The organism is Bradyrhizobium sp. LCT2 (assembly GCF_009931255.1).
Classification (GTDB): Bacteria; Pseudomonadota; Alphaproteobacteria; order Rhizobiales; family Xanthobacteraceae; genus Bradyrhizobium; species Bradyrhizobium diazoefficiens.
Map to the genome: position 1 here is coordinate 9,305,038 of NZ_CP034432.1, position 17,657 is coordinate 9,322,694.

At 64.6% G+C, this 17,657-nt stretch carries 14 protein-coding genes; 9 read left to right on the forward strand and 5 right to left on the reverse strand.

Annotated elements, in window-relative coordinates; translation table 11 throughout:
- The first annotated feature begins 5 nt into the window (after window positions 1–5).
- Together EI171_RS43930 and EI171_RS43935 are read left to right on the forward strand one after the other, a co-directional pair.
- Window positions 6–1,319 (forward strand): NAD(P)H-dependent oxidoreductase, encoded by a 1,314-nt coding sequence (locus tag EI171_RS43930; RefSeq protein ID WP_028173806.1) that lies wholly within the window; start codon window positions 6–8, stop codon window positions 1,317–1,319.
- A 297-nt stretch (window positions 1,320–1,616) separates the two neighbouring features.
- On the forward strand, window positions 1,617–2,708 hold the full coding sequence (locus tag EI171_RS43935) for a TRAP transporter substrate-binding protein (protein ID WP_011090540.1): 1,092 nt from the start codon (window positions 1,617–1,619) through the stop codon (window positions 2,706–2,708).
- A gap of 94 nt (window positions 2,709–2,802) precedes the next feature.
- Here the strand turns inward: EI171_RS43935 and pimD are convergent, their stop codons facing one another.
- From pimD to EI171_RS43960, 5 genes are all read right to left on the reverse strand, one after another.
- Entirely contained in the window at window positions 2,803–3,945 is a 1,143-nt protein-coding gene (pimD, locus tag EI171_RS43940) for a pimeloyl-CoA dehydrogenase small subunit (protein ID WP_161536839.1), read from the reverse strand.
- A gap of 131 nt (window positions 3,946–4,076) precedes the next feature.
- Window positions 4,077–5,267 carry a pimeloyl-CoA dehydrogenase large subunit gene (gene pimC, locus EI171_RS43945; RefSeq protein WP_011090542.1) on the reverse strand — a complete coding sequence of 397 codons (1,191 nt, stop codon included), beginning with the start codon at window positions 5,265–5,267 and terminating at the stop codon, window positions 4,077–4,079.
- Window positions 5,268–5,409: 142 nt separating this feature from the next.
- A complete protein-coding gene (locus EI171_RS43950) occupies window positions 5,410–6,597 on the reverse strand; it encodes an acetyl-CoA C-acyltransferase (RefSeq protein WP_161536840.1) in 1,188 nt (395 codons plus the stop codon).
- Window positions 6,594–8,276 (reverse strand): dicarboxylate--CoA ligase PimA, encoded by a 1,683-nt coding sequence (gene pimA, locus EI171_RS43955; RefSeq protein ID WP_161536841.1) that lies wholly within the window; start codon window positions 8,274–8,276, stop codon window positions 6,594–6,596. The genes EI171_RS43950 and pimA overlap by 4 nt, the downstream gene beginning before the upstream one ends.
- Before the next feature lie 145 nt (window positions 8,277–8,421).
- Entirely contained in the window at window positions 8,422–10,518 is a 2,097-nt protein-coding gene (locus EI171_RS43960) for a 3-hydroxyacyl-CoA dehydrogenase NAD-binding domain-containing protein (RefSeq protein WP_161536842.1), read from the reverse strand.
- A 130-nt stretch (window positions 10,519–10,648) separates the two neighbouring features.
- Between EI171_RS43960 and EI171_RS43965 the strand changes: the two genes are divergently transcribed.
- From EI171_RS43965 to EI171_RS43995, 7 genes are all read left to right on the forward strand, one after another.
- Window positions 10,649–11,515, forward strand: coding sequence for an IclR family transcriptional regulator (locus tag EI171_RS43965; RefSeq protein WP_028173799.1), 867 nt, complete (start codon window positions 10,649–10,651; stop codon window positions 11,513–11,515).
- 66 nt (window positions 11,516–11,581) lie between these two features.
- A complete protein-coding gene (locus tag EI171_RS43970) occupies window positions 11,582–12,379 on the forward strand; it encodes an ABC transporter ATP-binding protein (protein ID WP_028173798.1) in 798 nt (265 codons plus the stop codon).
- The gene (locus EI171_RS43975) at window positions 12,376–13,089 is read left to right on the forward strand and encodes an ABC transporter ATP-binding protein (protein WP_011090548.1); all 714 of its coding nucleotides are present in this window, start codon (window positions 12,376–12,378) and stop codon (window positions 13,087–13,089) included. Before EI171_RS43970 ends, EI171_RS43975 begins: the two co-directional genes overlap by 4 nt.
- 12 nt (window positions 13,090–13,101) lie before the next feature.
- A complete protein-coding gene (locus EI171_RS43980; protein WP_011090549.1) occupies window positions 13,102–13,980 on the forward strand; it encodes a branched-chain amino acid ABC transporter permease in 879 nt (292 codons plus the stop codon).
- Between the two features lie 2 nt (window positions 13,981–13,982).
- Window positions 13,983–15,002 carry a branched-chain amino acid ABC transporter permease gene (locus EI171_RS43985; RefSeq protein ID WP_011090550.1) on the forward strand — a complete coding sequence of 340 codons (1,020 nt, stop codon included), beginning with the start codon at window positions 13,983–13,985 and terminating at the stop codon, window positions 15,000–15,002.
- A gap of 25 nt (window positions 15,003–15,027) precedes the next feature.
- A complete protein-coding gene (locus tag EI171_RS43990; protein ID WP_063921556.1) occupies window positions 15,028–16,257 on the forward strand; it encodes an ABC transporter substrate-binding protein in 1,230 nt (409 codons plus the stop codon).
- A gap of 121 nt (window positions 16,258–16,378) precedes the next feature.
- Window positions 16,379–17,605, forward strand: a complete 1,227-nt coding sequence (locus EI171_RS43995) for an ABC transporter substrate-binding protein (protein WP_161536843.1) — start codon at window positions 16,379–16,381, stop codon at window positions 17,603–17,605.
- Window positions 17,606–17,657: the final 52 nt, after the last annotated feature.

Here is a 17,657-nt window from a genome sequence, read left to right on the forward strand (position 1 = left end):
CTCCCATGAACCTCTTCCGCCTCCTCCAGGCCCGCGCGTCCGCCGGTAAGCCTGTCCGTGTCGCGCTGATCGGTGCGGGCAAATTCGGCTCGATGTTTCTCGCGCAGGTGCCGCACACGCCGGGGCTGGAGGTGCCCATCATCGTCGACATCGACCGCGACCGCGCGCGCGAGGCCTGCCGCACGGTCGGCTGGGATGCGGCGCGGATCGCCGCGACCGTGTTCACCGATGACGGCGCACGCGCCATTGCCGGCGGCGCAATGGACGTGGTGGTGGAAGCGACCGGCAACCCGGCCGTCGGCATCAGGCACGCGCGCGCGGCGATCGCGGCGGGCAAGCATATCGTGATGGTCAATGTCGAGGCCGACGTGCTAGCGGGCCCGCTGCTCGCCGAGGAGGCGCGCAAGGCGGGCGTGGTCTATTCGCTCGCCTATGGCGACCAGCCGGCATTGACGGCGGAGATGGTCGACTGGGCCCGCGCCACCGGCTTTCGCGTCGTCGCCGCCGGCAAGGGTACGAAATATCTGCCGGCCTATCACGACGTGACGCCGGACGGCGTCTGGCAGCATTACGGCCTGACCGCCGGCGAAGCACAGTCGGCCGGCATGAACCCGCAGATGTTCAACTCCTTCCTCGACGGCACCAAGTCGGCGATCGAGATGGCCGCGATCGCCAATGCCTGCGGCCTCGACGTGCCGGCGGAGGGACTGCTGTTTCCGCCCTGCGGCGTCGACGATCTTCCGCACATCATGCGGCCACGTTCGCGTGGCGGCGTGCTGGAGCGCTCCGGCGTGGTGGAAGTCGTCTCCTCGCTCGAACGCGATGGACGGCCGGTGTTTCGCGACCTGCGCTGGGGTGTCTATGTCGTGCTGGAGGCTCCGAACGACTATGCCGCCGACTGCTTCAAGCAGTACGGCCTCAAGACCGATTCCAGCGGACGCTTTGCTGCGATGTACAAGCCCTATCACCTGATCGGGCTCGAGCTGAACATCTCGGTGCTGTCGGCCGCGTTGCGGGGCGAGCCGACCGGCCAGCCCCACGGCTTCCGCGGCGACGTCGCAGCGGTGGCCAAGCGGGCGTTGCGCGCCGGCGAAATGCTCGACGGCGAAGGCGGCTACACCGTGTGGGGCAAGCTGGTGCCGGCGGCCGCGAGCCTCAAGGCCGGCGCGCTGCCGATCGGGCTCGCCCATCGCGTGAAGCTGAAACATGACGTTGCGCATGGCACGGTGGTGCGCTGGGACGACGTCGAGTTCGACGCCGGCAACGAGACGATCAGGACGCGAAAGGCGATGGAAGCGGCGTTCGCGAAAGAGGGTTAAGGCGTGTTGGATTGAAGGACTTGCGCCGCTAGCTCCCTCACCTCTCCCGCTCGCGGGAGAGGTATAGGCCGCCTGCTTCGCCGGCGTTCGCACTTGCGAGGGCGGCACGAGGCTTGATTCTCGCGAGCCTCCCGGTCATCCTCGCTAGCGGAACCGCAACGCACGGGATCCACAAAGAGCCCTCAAGGGCCAGCGGAAACACCCACATCGTCACAACACCCCGTCGGTTATCGGCGAAGCAAGGACGACAGAAGATCGTTCCCCTTGTCGAGGAATCGGCGCAATGGAGGGCTACGCATGAAACGTCGTGATTTCTTGAAAGTGACAGGCGCTGGGCTAGCGGCAAGCACGGCCGTTGCCGCACCGGCGATCGCTCAGTCGGCGCCGGAGGTGAAATGGCGGCTCGCCGCGAGCTGGCCCAAGGCGCTCGACACGCTCTATGGCGGCTGTGAATATTTCTGCAAGCGCGTCGCCGAAGTCACCGACAACAAATTCCAGATCCAACCGTTCGCAGCCGGCGAGATCGTCCCGGGCCTGCAGGTGCTCGACGCCGTGTCGAACGGCACCGTCGAGATGGGCAACACGGCGTTGTATTACTATTGGGGCAAGAATCCTGCCTTCACCTTCGGCACGTCGCTGCCGTTCGGGCTGAACACGCGCGCGCATATTTCCTGGCTGCTGTTCGGCGGCGGCACCGAGTTGCTCAACGGCCTCCTGAAGGAATACAACACGGTCGGCATTCCAACCGGCTCGACCGGCGCCCAGATGGGCGGATGGTTCCGGAAGGAGATCAAGTCGATGGAGGATTTCAAGGGATTGAAATTCCGCGTCGGCGGCTTCGCCGGCACGATCATCGCCAAGGTCGGCGGCGTGCCGCAGCAGATCGCGGGCGGCGACATCTATCCGGCGCTGGAGAAGGGAACGATCGACGCGGCCGAATGGGTCGGGCCCTATGACGACGAGAAGCTCGGCTTCGTCAAGGTCGCGAAATTCTACTACTATCCGGGCTGGTGGGAAGGCACCGGCCAGGGCCACAACATCATGAATCTCGACAAGTGGAACGCGCTGCCCAAGCACTACCAGGCCGCGATCGAGATGGCCTCGCGCGATACCTTCACCTGGGTCACCGGGAAATACGACTACGTCAACCCGCCGGCGCTGAAGCGCCTGCTGGTGGCCGGTGCGATCCTGAAGCCGTTCCCGCAGGAAGTGCTTGAGGCCTGCTACGCCGCCGCGAACGAGATCTACGCGGATCTCTCCAAGACCAACCCGCACTTCGCCAAGATGTACACGAGCCTGTCCGCGTTCCGGAACGAATCGCTCGCCTGGATGCAGGTCGCCGAGCTCAGCTACGACAGCTTCATGATGCGGATGCGCACGCGGACGTGAGGCGCCGAACGGCGAACGACGTCAGGAACGACGAAAGCCCCGGAGATGTCTCCGGGGCTTTCGGTTTTCGATGCATCCAAGCGCGACGTGGCGGCTAGACCAACCCGCCCGCATCCGCGACGCGGCGCTGGTGGTAGTCGGTGTCGCCGAACGTGTTCTCGATCATGGTGAGGCGCTTGAAGTAGTGGCCGATCTTCGCCTCCATGGTCATGCCGATGCCGCCGTGGAGCTGGATCGACTGCTGGCCGACGAATTTCAGCGACTTGCCGATCTGCACCTTGGCCGCGGCGATCGCGTTCGAGCGCTCTTTGGCGTTCTCGAAGTCGTTCGCCATGGTTGCGAACATCGACATCGAGCGTGCCTGCTCGGCGGCGACGAACATGTCGGACGCGCGATGCTGGAGCGACTGGAACGAGCCGATCGCGACGCCGAACTGCTTGCGCGTCTTGATGTACTCGACCGTGGTCTTGAGCGACTCGTCCATCAGGCCGACCGCCTCGGCGCAAAGCGCGACGCGAGCTTCGTCAACGACGCGTTCGATCAGCGCGAGCGAATCCTCGGGATTGCCGATCGCGGCATCCGCGCCCACCTCGACACCGGTGAAGGTGATGTCGGCGGCGTGCAGGCCGTCCTGGGTCGGGTACGATTTCTTCGTCACGCCCTTGGCATTCGCCGGGACCAGGAACACGCCGATCCCGGTCTTGTCGCGGCGGTCACCCTTGGTGCGGGCGGTCACGAGAAGCGTGGCGGCGTTCTCGCCGTTGAGCACGACGAACTTTTCGCCGTCGATGATCCAGCCGTCGGCCTTCTTCTTCGCGGTCGTCGAGACGTCGAACAGATCGTAGCGCGAGTTCTTCTCGAGCTGGGCAAACGCAAGCGTCTTGCTGCCGTCGATGATCCCGGGCACATGCGCAGCCTTCTGCGCATCCGAGCCGGCGTGACGCAGGAAGCCGCCGCCGATCACGACGGTCGCAAGATAAGGCTCGAGCACCAGCGCCTTGCCGAGCGCTTCCATCACGATCATGGTCTCGACGCCGCCGCCGCCGAAGCCGCCATCGGCTTCGCTGAACGGCAGGCCGAGCAGGCCCTGCTCGGCGAGCTTGCCCCAGACGGCCTGGCTCCAGCCGCCCTTCTCCTTCATGTACTTCTTGCGGCTTTCGAAATCATAGGAATCGGTCAGCAGGCCGTCGATGCTTTCCTTGAGAAGCCGCTGCTCCTCGGACAGATCAAAATCCATTTGTTTGGTTCCTCGTACCCGGAATTTTTGCTTCGTCATTCCGGGACACGCGCGATAGCGCGGGGACCCGGAATCCAGAGATTGTGGCGCGAGATTCCGGGTTCGCGCTGGCGCGCGCCCCGGAATGACGTTTAGAGCCCCAGCACCGCCTTGGCGATGATGTTGCGCTGGATCTCGTTGGAGCCGCCGTAGATCGAGACCTTGCGGTTGTTGAAGTAGCTCGGCGCGATCTGGGCGGTCCACTCCATGGCTTCGTTGGAGCCGTCGTCGCCGTGCACGTCGTAGGGCGCGGCGAACGGACCGATCACTTCCATGAGCAGCTCGGTGGTGGTCTGCTGGATCTCGGAGCCCTTGATCTTCAGCACCGAGGAAGCCGGATTGGGCTTGCCCTTGCCGTGCTTGCCCTCGTCGGCGACGACGCGGAGCTGCGTCAGCTCGAGCGCCTTCAGCTCGATCTCGCAGGCCGCCAGCTTCTCGCGGAAGGCGGCGTCCTGGATGATCGGCTTGCCGCCGGATTCGACCTTGGAAGCGAGATCGCGGATGCGGCGCAGCCGCTCCTTGGAGACGCCGACGCGCGCGATGCCGGTGCGCTCGTTACCGAGCAGGAATTTTGCGTAATCCCAGCCCTTGTTCTCCTCGCCGATCAGGTTCTCGTAGGGAACTTCGACGTCGTCGAAGAACACCTCGTTGACCTCGACGCCGCCGTCGATGGTCTGGATCGGGCGCACGGTGACGCCCTTCGACTTCATCGAGAACACGATGAAGGAGATGCCCATCTGCTTCTTGGCGGTCGCGTCGGTACGGCAGAGGCAGAAGATCATGTCGGCGTGCTGGGCGAGCGTCGTCCAGGTCTTCTGGCCGTTGATGATCCACTTGTCGCCCTTGCGCTCGGCCTTCGTCTTCAGCGAGGCGAGATCAGAGCCGGAGCCGGGCTCGGAGAAGCCCTGGCACCACCAATCGTCAACGTTGGCGATGCGCGGCAGGTACTTCTTCTTCTGCTCCTCGTTGCCGAAGGTGTAGATGACGGGGCCGACCATGCTGACGCCGAAGGCGAGCGGCTGCGGCGCCGGATAGGACTGCAGCTCCTCGTTGAAGATGTAGTGCTGCACGGACGTCCACCCCGTGCCGCCATATTGCTTCGGCCAGTGGCTGACGCCCCAGCCCTTCTTGTTGAGGATGCGCCACCACGTCACCATCTCGTCCTTCGAGAGGTGGCGGCCCTCGACCAGCTTGCGCCGCGTATCCGGCGGCACGTTGTCGCGGAAGAATGACCGCACTTCCTCGCGAAATGCCTGCTCTTCTTTCGTGAATGCGAGATCCATCGGATCCTCCTGTTTCCCCGTCGTCCTGGCGAAAGCCAGGACCCATTACCACCGGCCTTCGTTTTGCGAAGGCAACTGCTGTCTGTCCGCCAAACTCCTGCTGCGGAGTATGGGTCCTGGCTTTCGCCAGGACGACAGAAAATTACTGCAACACCTCGAACAACCCGGCCGCGCCCATGCCGCCGCCGACGCACATGGTGACGACCGCATACTTGGCCTTGCGGCGGCGGCCTTCGATCAGGGCGTGGCCGGTCAGGCGCGCGCCGGACATGCCGTAGGGATGGCCGACCGCGATCGCGCCGCCATTGACGTTGATCTTCTCGGGGTCGATGCCGAGCTTGTCGCGGCAATACAGCACCTGCACCGCGAAGGCTTCATTGAGCTCCCACAGGCCGATGTCGTCGACGGTGAGGCCGTGGCGCTTGAGCAGGCGCGGCACGGCGAAGACCGGGCCGATGCCCATCTCGTCCGGCTCGCAGCCGGCGGAGACGAAGCCGCGGAAGATGCCGAGCGGCTTGAGGCCGCGCCTGGCGGCCTCCTTGTCGCTCATGATGACGGTGGCGCTGGCGCCATCCGAGAGCTGGCTGGCGTTGCCGGCGGTAACGGAAAAGCCTTCGCCGCGCACCGGCTTAAGGCCGGCGAGGCCTTCGGCGGTGGTCTCGGGGCGCGGGCCTTCGTCCTGCGACAAGGTCACCTCCTTGAACGAGACCGCGCCGGTCGCCTTGTCGGTGACCGCCATCTGCGTGGTAATCGGCGCGAGCTCATCCTTGAACTTGCCGCCCTGCTGCGCGGCCGCGGTGCGGCGCTGGCTCTCCAGCGAATATTCGTCCTGCTTCTCGCGCGAGATGCCGTAGCGCTTGGCGACGATTTCGGCCGTGTCGATCATGGGCATGTAGACCTCGCCCTTGATCTTGAGCAGCGCCGGGTCCTGGGCGTGGAAGCCGTTCATCTTGTCGTTCTGCACCAGCGAGATCGACTCGCCGCCGCCGCCGACCGCGATCTCGACGCCGTCGAAGATCACCGAGCGCGCGGCGAGCGCGATGGCCTGGAGGCCCGAGGCGCACTGCCGGTCGATGGTGGTGCCGGCGACGGTGACGGGCAGGCCGGCGCGGAGCAGCGCCTTGCGCGCGATGTTGCCACCGGTCGCGCCCTGCTGGAGGGCGGCGCCCATCACCACGTCCTCGACCTCTTTCGGATCGACCTTGGCGCGGGCAACGGCTTCGCCGATGGCGTGGCCGAGCAGCGTGGCGCCCTCGGTGGCGTTGAGCATGCCGCGATAGGCCTTGCCGATCGGGGTGCGGGCGGTGGAAACGATGACGGCGTCGGTCAAGAACGACCTCCTGATGCGGTTTTGGTGGATTGTGACGGTTTCTGCTGCTGGCGCAATTCGTGACGCGACAGTTTTCCGACCGGCGTGCGCGGCAGATCGTCGACGAACTCGACCTCTACAGGCATTTCGTGCTTGCCGACCTTGCCGGCAAGCTGCGCGCGCAGCTCGTCGAGCGAGAACGGTTTTGCGCCGGATTTGAGCTTGATGAAGGCCTTGGCGGCCTCGCCGCGATACTGGTCGGGGATGCCGAGCACGATCACCTCGTGCACGCCGGGAAGGGTGTAGATCGCCTGCTCGATCATCTGCGGATAGACGTTGAAGCCGCCGGAGATGATCATGTCCTTCTTGCGGTCGACCAGGAAGAAATAGCCGTCGGTATCGACATAGCCGATGTCGCCGGTGAGGAAGCGGCCGTCGATGAAAGCCTCCGCGGATCCCTCGGGCTTGTTCCAATAGCCCCTGGTGACGTTCGGGCCCTTGATGCGGATCTCGCCGACCTCGCCCGGCGGCAGCACTTTTGTCGGATCGTCCAGCGACACGACGTCGAGCTCGATGCCGGGCAGCATCAGCCCGATCGAGCCGGGCTTGTCGGGGCCCGTGGGCGGATGGCCGGTGCCGGGCGAGCAGGTCTCGGTCATGCCCCAGCCGCTGCGCAGCTTCTTGCCGACCTTGCGCTCGAAAAAGTTCGCGATCTCCACCGGCAGCGGCGCGCCGCCGGAGCCGATCGTCGCAAGCGAGGAGAAATCGCGCTTGTCCAGATCGGGCAGCGCTGCGATCGCGATCCACATCGTCGGAACGCCCGGGAAATAGGTGGCGCGCTTGACCTCGATGTCGCGCATGACAGCTTCGACGTCGAAGCGCTGGTGGATCGAGATCAGATTGCCGCGGCGGAGCGAGGACAACAGCACGACGGTGAGCGCGTAGATGTGGAACAGCGGCAGCACGCAGATCACGCGCTCGACGACGTCACCGCGGCTCGCGCGCGATGGCTTGCCCCAGACGTCGTAGATCGACACCGCCGACGTCAGATTACCGTGCGTGAGCATCGCGCCCTTGGGCAGGCCGGTGGTGCCGCCGGTATATTGCAATAGGGCAACGTCGTCGGCCGTGACTTTTGGCCACTCTGCCGGCGCGGCGGCGCCTTCGACGAAGGTCTTGAAGGTGACGATGCGGGGATCAGGGGGGATCGCGGCCTGGGGCGTGCCGACCTTGCCCCAATTATCGTCCTCGCAGACGACGAGGCGATCGATCAGGCCCTTCTCCAGGAATTTCAGCGCCGTCGGCAGCAGTGCGGCGAGGTTGGAGGTGACCAGCAGGCGCGAGCCGGAGTCGGACACCTTGTGCGTCAGCGCGATCTCGCCGTCGAGCGGCGACAGATGCGCGACGCGGGCGCCGGCCTTCAGCGCGCCGAAGAAATTGACGGGGTGATCGGGCGTGTTGCCGAGGAACAGCGCGACGGAGGCGTTCTTGCCGCAGCCGGCGCGGAGGAACGCCGCCGCGGCACGCTCGGCCATCGCGGCGAGCTCGGTGTAGGTGATCGGACGTTCGCGAAATTCCAGCGCGGTGCGCGGGCCGTAATCGGCGGCGGCTTTCGACAGCAGGTCGGGGAGCGTGCCCTGGACGATGGTGTCGTCCCAACGCACGCCCTCGGGATAAAACTGTTCGCCGGGATGGGTCATTTACTACATCACACTCAGTGGTCATTCCGGGGCGCGACAAAGTCGCGAACCCGGAATCCATCGAGCAGCATACTCGAAGGCGAAATGGATTCCGGGTCTGGCCCTTCGGGCCATCCCGGAATGACGAGAGGATAGCCAGCGGCCATCACGCCGCCTTCGACGCCGCCGCCAGCGAGGCGAAGGTCTTGCCCTCCGCCGCGAGCTTCTTCAGCAGCGGCGCGGGCTCGAGGCTCGGATCGTTGGTCTCCTTGGCGTAGAACGCGAGACGATCGGCGATGTGCTTGAGGCCGACGGTGTCGGCCCAGAACATCGGGCCGCCACGGTAGATCGGCCAGCCATAGCCATAGAGCCAGACCACGTCGATGTCGGAGGGGCGCGCGGCGATGCCTTCCTCGAGGATCTTTGCGCCCTCGTTGATCATCGGATACATCATGCGCTCGAGGATCTCCTCGTCGCTGACGACGCGCTTCTTGCGGCCAAGACGCAGCAAGGTCTCGTCGATCAGCTTCTCGACCTCAGGATCGGGCAGCGGCGAACGCGAGCCGGCTTCGTACTTGTAATAGCCCTTGCCGGTCTTCTGGCCGAAGCGGCCGGCTTCGCAGAGCGCGTCCGCGATCTCGGACTTGATGCCGCGGTCTTTCCGCGAGCGCCAGCCGATGTCGAGGCCGGCGAGGTCGCCCATCGCGAACGGCCCCATCGGCATGCCGAACTTGGTGACGACCGCGTCGACCTGCTGCGGCAAGGCGCCTTCGAACAGCAGCTTCTCGGACTGCTTGCCGCGCTGCGCCAGCATGCGGTTGCCGACGAAGCCGTCGCAGACGCCGACCACGGCCGGCACCTTCGCGATCTTGCGCGCGATGGTGACGGCGGTCACCAGCGCATCCGGCGCGGTCTTGTCGGCGCGCACGATCTCGCACAGCTTCATGACGTTGGCCGGCGAGAAGAAGTGCATGCCGAGCACGTCCTGCGGACGCTTGGTCGACTTCGCGATCTCGTCGATGTTGAGATACGAGGTGTTGGAGGCGAGCACGGCGCCGGGCTTCGCAAACTGGTCGAGCTTGCCGAACACTTCCTTCTTGACCGCCATGGTCTCGAACACGGCCTCGATGACGAGGTCGGCATCGCCGACATTCTCGATGCCGACGACGCCGGTGATCAGCGCCATGCGCTTGGCGGGCGCGTCCGCCGGGATGCCGCCGCGCGCGGCGGTCGCCTCCCAGTTCTTCTGCATGATGCCGAGGCCGCGCTTGAGCTGCTCCTCGCCGGTCTCGATCAGGGTGACGGGAACCCCGGCATTGGCAAACGACATCGCGATGCCGCCGCCCATGGTGCCGGCGCCGAGAATGGCAACACGGTTGACGGGGCGCGACTTGGTGCCCTCGGGCACGCCGGCGATCTTGGCGGCCTCACGCTCGGCGAAGAAGGCGTAGCGCTGCGCCTTGGACTGGTCGCTGGCGACCAGCTTGAGGAAGCCCTCGCGCTCCTTCTTCAGGCCCTCGTCGAACGGAAAATCGATGGCGTAGCCGACCGCGTCGGCGGCCGCGAACGGCGCCTCCAGCCCGCGCGACTTCTTGGTCATGGCGGCGACCGCATTGGTGAAGATCGAGCGGTCGGCCTTGGCGGCCGCGAGCTTGGAATCGTCGTCGCGCAGGCGGCGCAGCGGACGCTTCTCGGCCAGCAATTTGCGGACGAAGGCTTCGCCGCCGGAGGCCGGCCCCTCGATGATCTCCTCGATCAGGCCGTTCTTGAGCGCCTCAGTCGCACCGATCGGATCGCCGCCGACGATCATCTTGACCGCGAGCTCCGGCCCGACCGCGCGCGGCAGGCGCTGGGTGCCGCCGGCACCCGGCAGCAGGCCGAGCTTCACCTCGGGCAGGCCGAGCTTGGCCTCCTTCACCGCAACGCGGAAATGACAGGCCAGCGCGACCTCGAGGCCGCCGCCGAGCGCGGTGCCGTGAATTGCGGCAACGACCGGCTTCGGCGAGTTCTCGATCTCGGACAGCACGTCGTTGAGGGCGGGCGACTTCGGCGGCTTGCCGAATTCGGTGATATCGGCACCGGCGATGAAGGTGCGGCCGGCGCAGGTCAGCACGATGCCCTTGATCGCCGGATCGGCGACCGCGGCCTTGATGCACTCCAAAATGCCACCGCGGACTGCGGCACTCAGCGCATTGACCGGAGGGCTGTTGACCGTGACGATCCCGACTTCGTCATGACGCTCAAGCTTGACCACTTCGCTCACGGTTTCCCTCCTTGGTGGGGATTTACTTTTGTTTGATTTCGCGGTGCGGAATTTAATTCCGCATCTTGACGGCAGGGTTATTTTGAAGCACGGACGTTGTCAACGACTCCGCGCAAGAAGCAGATCAGGGATGAAGCGTACAGGAAAGAAGACTGCGACCGATCGGAATTTCGTCGTCGCGCTTTCCCGCGGACTTGATGTATTGCGCGCATTCCAACCCAGCGACGGCCTTCTCGGCAACCAGGAGATCGCGGCCCGCACCAATCTGCCCAAGCCGACCGTTTCGCGCCTGACCTACACGTTGACGAAGCTCGGTTATCTGACGCCGGTTCCCCGTTTCGAGAAGTACCAGCTCGCGCCGGCCGCGATGGCGCTCGGCTACGCGGCGTTATCCAATCTCGGCGTTCGGCATTTGTCCGAACCGTTTCGCGAGGAAGTGATGCGCGCGACCGGCGGCGCGGTCGCGATCGGGGGCCGCGACCGTCACAGCATGATCTATTTCGGGCAGAGCCGCGGCAGCGAGACGGTCGGCGTTCAACTTGACGTCGGCTCCCGCGTGCCGATTGCAACCAGCGCCATGGGCCGCGCCTATTTCTGGGCGCTGGCTGACGAAGATCGCGCCGAGCTGTCGCGCGTCCTGCGCGAGCATTACGGCAGCCGCTGGCCGAAGATGCGCGATGGCCTCGAACGTTCCGGCGAGACCGTCGCGAAATACGGCTTTGCGATTTCCGTCGGCGACTGGCACGACGACATCGGCGCCGCCGGCGTCGCGCTCAAGCTCAACGATGGAACCGGACCTTACGCATTCAATTGCGGCGCGCCCGCATTCCGCTTCACGGAAGAGCGTTTGATCAACGACATTGGACCGCGTCTCTTAGCGATGGTAAGGAACATCGAAGCGGCACTCGGGGGTCTGATGCCGCATTCCAAAAAAGAAGTCAGCAAAAAGCTGAAATCAGGAGGAAAAGTTGCGCGTGTGGCCGAGGGGTTCAGATAGCCTTTGTCATGATCGGGAGCGGTTCGCATCGCCCCGTCGCCCACTGAAATTTGTGGGCGAGACGAGATGACGCAGGCACAGCTCGCGCAGGGGACATCGCCCCTGCTCGCGGTTCGCGACGTCAGCGTCGTGTTCGGCGGCATCATCGCGCTCAACGGTGTGTCCTTCGACATGCACAAGGGCCAGATCCTCGGATTGATCGGCCCCAACGGCGCCGGCAAGACGACGCTTTTCAACTGCCTCTCGCGGCTCTACCAGCCGTCGTCCGGCGACATCCTGATGGAGGGCGCGAGCATCCTGTCGCGGCCGCCGCACCGGATCGCCGAGATCGGCATCGGCCGCACCTTCCAGAACGTAGCGCTGTTTCCGAACCTCTCGGTGATGGACAACGTCCGCGTCGGCGCCCATTCGAAGACCTCCAGCGACATCATCAGCGACTCCCTGAGACTGGCCTGGGTCCGGCGCAGCGAGAACGACGTCAACAAGAAGGTTCACGAGATCCTCGCCTATCTCGACCTCGAGGAAGTCGCGCACACCGTCGTGTCCGGCCTGCCCTTCGGCACCCAGAAGCGCGTCGAACTGGCGCGCGCACTGGCGGCCGATCCGAAGATCCTGCTGCTCGACGAGCCGGCCGGTGGCCTCAATCACGAGGAAGTCTACGTGCTTGGCGACCTCATCCGCCGCATCCGCGACGACCGCCACATGACCGTGCTGCTGGTGGAGCATCACATGGGCCTCGTGATGTCGATCGCCGACCACGTCGTCGCGCTCAATTTCGGCAAGAAGCTCGCGGAAGGCACCCCCGCCCAGGTGCAGGCGGACCCCGACGTCATCAAGGCCTATCTCGGGAGCAAGGACCAATGACGACACTGCTCAACGTCAAGGACCTGCGCGCCTATTACGGCCAGGTCCAGGCGCTCCATGGCCTGTCCTTCTCGCTCAACGAGGGCTCGCTGACGACGCTGCTGGGCGCCAACGGCGCCGGCAAGACCACCACGCTGCGCGCGATCTGCAACATGGTGCGCTCGACCGGCGGAATCGAGTTCGACGGCAAGCCGCTCAACAACCGCTCCACCGAGAGCATCGTGCGGTTCGGCATCGCCCATGTGCCGCAGGGCCGCGGCACCTTCACCAACATGACGGTGGAGGAGAACCTCCAGCTGGGAGCGATCACCCGCAAGGACGGCGCCGGCATCGTCTCCGACATCGAGCGCATGTATGCGCATTTCCCGGTGCTCAAGCAGCGCCACACCCAGCAGGCCGGCACCCTCTCGGGCGGCGAGCAGCAGATGCTCGCGGTCGCCCGCGCCCTGATGCTGCGGCCGCGCCTGATGCTGCTGGACGAGCCGTCCTTCGGCCTCGCCCCTCTCGTCGTGCGCGACCTGTTCGGCATCCTCGGCAAGATCAACCGCGAGGACAAGGTGTCGATCCTGGTGGTCGAGCAGAACGCCCAGCTCGCGCTCGAGCTCGCCGACCAGGCCTACGTGATCGAGACCGGTCGCATCGTGATGTCGGGCAACGCCAAGGACATCGCGAACAACGAAGAAATCCGCAAATCCTATCTGGGTTACTGAGGAGCCGGCACGATGGAGCTTTTCACCAATCAAGTGCTGGCCGGCATCGCCACGGGCGCGATCTATGCCTGCATGGCGCTCGCCGTGGTCATGATCTACCAGGCCATCGACCATCTCAACTTCGCGCAGGGCGAGATGGCGATGTTCTCGACCTTCATCTCCTGGCAGCTGATGCAGTGGGGCATCCCCTACTGGGCCGCTTTCGTCATCACGCTGGCGCTCTCCTTCGTCGGCGGCATCGCGATCGAGCGCATCCTGTTCAAGCCGCTGGCGAAGGCGCCCGTGCTGACCAACGTCGCCGGCTTCATCGCGCTGTTCGCGATCATCAACTCCTCGGCCGGCCTGATCTGGGACTTCACCATCAAGCAATATCCGACCCCGTTCGGCTCTTCGCCGTTCCTCGGCAGCCAGCTGATCTCGACCCACCAGGCCGGCATGATCGGCGTCACCGTGCTGCTGCTGCTCGGCCTGTATTTCTTCTTCCAGTACACGCGGATCGGCCTTGCCATGCGCGCGGCCGCCTCGGTGCCTGAATCGGCGCGCCTCGTCGGCATCAACACGAGCTGGATGATCGCGCTCGGCTGGGGCATGGCGTCCGCGATCGGCTCGATCGCCGGCATGCTGATCGCGCCCGTGGTGTTCCTCGAGCCCAACATGATGGGCGGCGTGCTGATCTACGGCTTTGCCGCCGCGGTGCTGGGCGGACTGACCAGCCCGTTCGGCGCCGTGGTCGGCGGCTTCCTGGTCGGCATCTTCGAGAACCTCGCCGGCACCTACATCCCCGGCGTCGGCAACGAGCTGAAACTCCCGATCGCGCTCGCGCTGATCATCTCCGTCCTGGTCGTCAAACCCGCTGGTCTGTTCGGCCGGCACATCGTCAAGCGAGTTTGATCATGAGCGCAGCAGAAGAAGTCGTCGCCGAAGGCCATCAGGCGGTCGAGGCCGTTCCGAAGCGCGCCATGACGCTGGGCACCGGCACCTCGCTGGTGGTGCTGGCTGCGCTGCTGATCGCACCCGTCTTCGTCAAGAACTTCATCATCTTCCAGATGACGATGCTCCTGATCTACGGGCTCGCGGTGCTGGCGCTGAACATCCTGACCGGCGGGTCGGGCCAGTTCTCGCTCGGCCAGAGCGCCTTCTACGCCGTCGGCGCCTATACGACGGCGGTGCTGATGGAGCACTTCAACATCAACTATGCGCTGACGCTGCCGGTCGCCGGCGTGGTCTGCTTCGGCTTCGGCTTCCTGTTCGGACAGCCGGCGCTGCGGCTCTCCGGCGTCTATCTGGCGCTCGCGACCTTCGCGCTCGCCACCGCCATGCCGCAGCTTCTGAAGCTGAACTTCCTCGAGCACTGGACCGGCGGCGTGCAGGGCCTCGTCGTCACCAAGCCCGACGCGCCGTTCGGCCTGCCGATGTCGCAGGACATGTGGCTGTACTACTTCACGCTGGTCGTCGTGATCGCGATCTACATCTTCTCGGTGAACCTGCTGCGCTCCCGTTCGGGCCGCGCCTTCATGGCGATCCGCGACAACGAGATCGCGGCCTCCGCCATGGGCGTGGACGTCGCGCTGTACAAGACCCTGGCCTTCGGCGTCTCCGCGGCCATCACCGGTATCGCCGGCTCGCTCGGCGCCATCGCGGTGCAGTTCGTGGCGCCCGACAGCTACACCATCACGCTCGCGATCTCGCTGTTCCTCGGCATGGTCGTCGGCGGCGTCGGCTGGCTGCCCGGCTCGATCGTCGGCGCCGCCTTCATCATCTTCGTGCCGAACATCGCGGAAGGCATCTCGAAGGGCCTCTCCGGCGCCGTGTTCGGCGTGCTCCTGTTCGCCGTCATCTACCTCGTGCCGCATGGCGCAAGGCAAATCGCAATCCTGGGCCAGCAACTCGCCGGAAGGCTCAGAAAGAACTGAAACCCTCTTAAGGAAGGAGACCAAATTGTTTCTTGGAAGAATAGTGCGAACCACCGCGCTCGTAACGGCGGTCGCGACCCTCAGCTCCGGCGCAGCACTTGCTCAGAAGAAATACGACACCGGCGCGTCCGATACCGAGATCAAGATCGGCAACATCATGCCGTACAGCGGTCCGGCGTCGGCCTATGGCATCATCGGCAAGACCGAAGAAGCCTATTTCAAGATGATCAACGACAAGGGCGGCATCAACGGCCGCAAGATCAACTTCGTCACCTATGACGACGGCTATTCGCCGCCGAAGGCCGTGGAGCAGGTCCGCAAGCTGGTCGAGAGCGACGAGGTGCTGGCCGTGTTCAACCCGCTCGGCACGCCCTCGAACAGCGCGATCCAGAAATACCTGAACGCCAAGAAGATCCCGCAGCTGTTCGTCGCCACCGGCGCCACCAAGTGGAACGACCCGAAGAACTTCCCCTGGACCATGGGCTGGCAGCCCTCCTACCAGAGCGAAGCGCAGATCTACGCGAAATGGCTGACGAAGGAAAAGCCCGACGCCAAGGTCGCGATCCTCTACCAGAACGACGATTTCGGCAAAGACTACCTCAAGGGCACCAAGGACGGGCTCGGCGCCAAGGCGGCGTCGACCATCATCATGGAGGAGAGCTACGAGGTATCCGAGCCGTCGATCGACGGTCACATCGTCAAGATCAAGGCCGCCAATCCCGACGTGCTGCTGATCTATGCGACCCCGAAGTTCGCGGCCCAGACCATCAAGAAGACCGCCGAGCTCAACTGGAAGCCGCTCCAGATCCTGACCAACGTGTCGATCTCGGTCGGCAGCGTGATGAAGCCGGCCGGCTTCGAGAACGCGCAGGGCGTGCTGTCGGCGGCCTATGCCAAGGACTCGACGGATCCGCAGTGGGCCAACGACCCCGGCATGAAGAAGTGGAACGAGTTCGTCGACAAGTACATGCCGGGTGCCGACAAGTCCGACACCAGCATGGTCTACGGCTATGGTGCCGCGTCGACCCTGGCCAAGGCGCTGGAAATGTGCGGTGACGATCTCACCCGCGCCAACCTGATGAAGCAGGCGGCGAGCCTGAAGGACTTCACGCCGGACACCCTGCTGCCTGGGGTCAAGATCAACACCAGCGCCACCGACTTCGCTCCGATCGCGCAGCTCCAGATGCAGCGCTTCAAGGGCGAGAGGTGGGAACTGTTCGGCGAGATCATCAGCGGCGACGTCGCCTCCGAGTGACACGCTGACGCAATAGGCCGACCGTAAAGAAGCCCCCGCGGGCGACCGCGGGGGCTTTTTGTTGACGGCGGGCGTCAATCTTGTTCAATGCGGCGCTGATCCAGCCCGGGGTAGGAGAACAATGACTGCCGTTCGTTTTCAGGTTGCGGCCCTCGCAGCCGCACTCGCGTTGTGCACTGCGATGACTGGCCCGGTGCTGGCGCAAAAGAAATACGACAGCGGCGCTTCCGATACCGAGATCAAGATCGGCAACATCATGCCCTATAGCGGGCCGGCCTCCGCCTATGCCGTGATCGGCAAGACCGAGGAAGCCTATTTCAACAAGATCAATGCCGAGGGCGGCATCAACGGCCGCAAGATCAAGTTCATCTCCTATGACGACGGCTATTCGCCGCCGAAGACGGTGGAGCAGGCGCGCAAGCTGGTCGAGAGCGACGGGGTGCTCCTGATCTTCGGCTCGCTCGGCACCTCGACCAACGGCGCGATCCGCAAATACATGAACGAGAAAAAGGTGCCGCAATTGTTCGTGGCGAGCGGCGCCTCGAAGTGGAACGATCCCAGGCAATATCCCTGGACCATGGGCTGGCAGCCGAGCTACGCGAGCGAGGCGCGCATCTATGCCAAATACGTCATGAAGGAGAAGCCGGACGCGAAGATCGCAGTGCTCTACCAGAACGACGATTTCGGCAAGGACTATCTGAAGGGGCTGAAGGGCGGCCTGGGGGCCAAGGCGTCGATGATCGTGCTGGAGGAGGCTTACGACACCTCGGAGCCGGCCGTCGACGAGCACGTCGTGAAGCTGAAGGCCTCGGGCGCCGACGTCTTCATCAGCATCACCACACCGAAATTCGCAGCCCAGGCGATCAAGAAGGCGGCCGAGATCAACTGGCATCCGATGCAGATCATCTCCAACGTCTCGGCCTCGGTCGGCGGCGTGCTGGAGCCGGCGGGAATCGAGATCTCGCAAGGCATTCTCTCGGCCAGCTACACCAAGGACGGCTCGGACCCGCAATGGAACGCCGATGAGGGCATGAAGAAGTTCTATAACTTCCTCGCGCAATTCGATCCCAAGGCGAACAAGCTCGATGCCGGCGTGGTGTTCGGCTATGCCGCCGCCCAGACCATGGTGAAGGTGCTGCACATGTGCGGCGACGACCTCACCCGCGAGAACGTCATGAAGCAGGCCGCTTCCTTGAAGGATTTCGAGCCGGACACGCTGCTGCCCGGCATCAGGATCAACACCGCGCCGGACAATTTCGCCCCGATCGAACAGCTCCAGATGATGCGGTTCAAGGGCAAGAAATGGGAGCTGTTCGGCGACATCATCTCGAGCGATACGGGACATTAGCTGGATCAACTCAAAATCGATATACTCGCGTTAAACAACTCAAGGCAGTCGC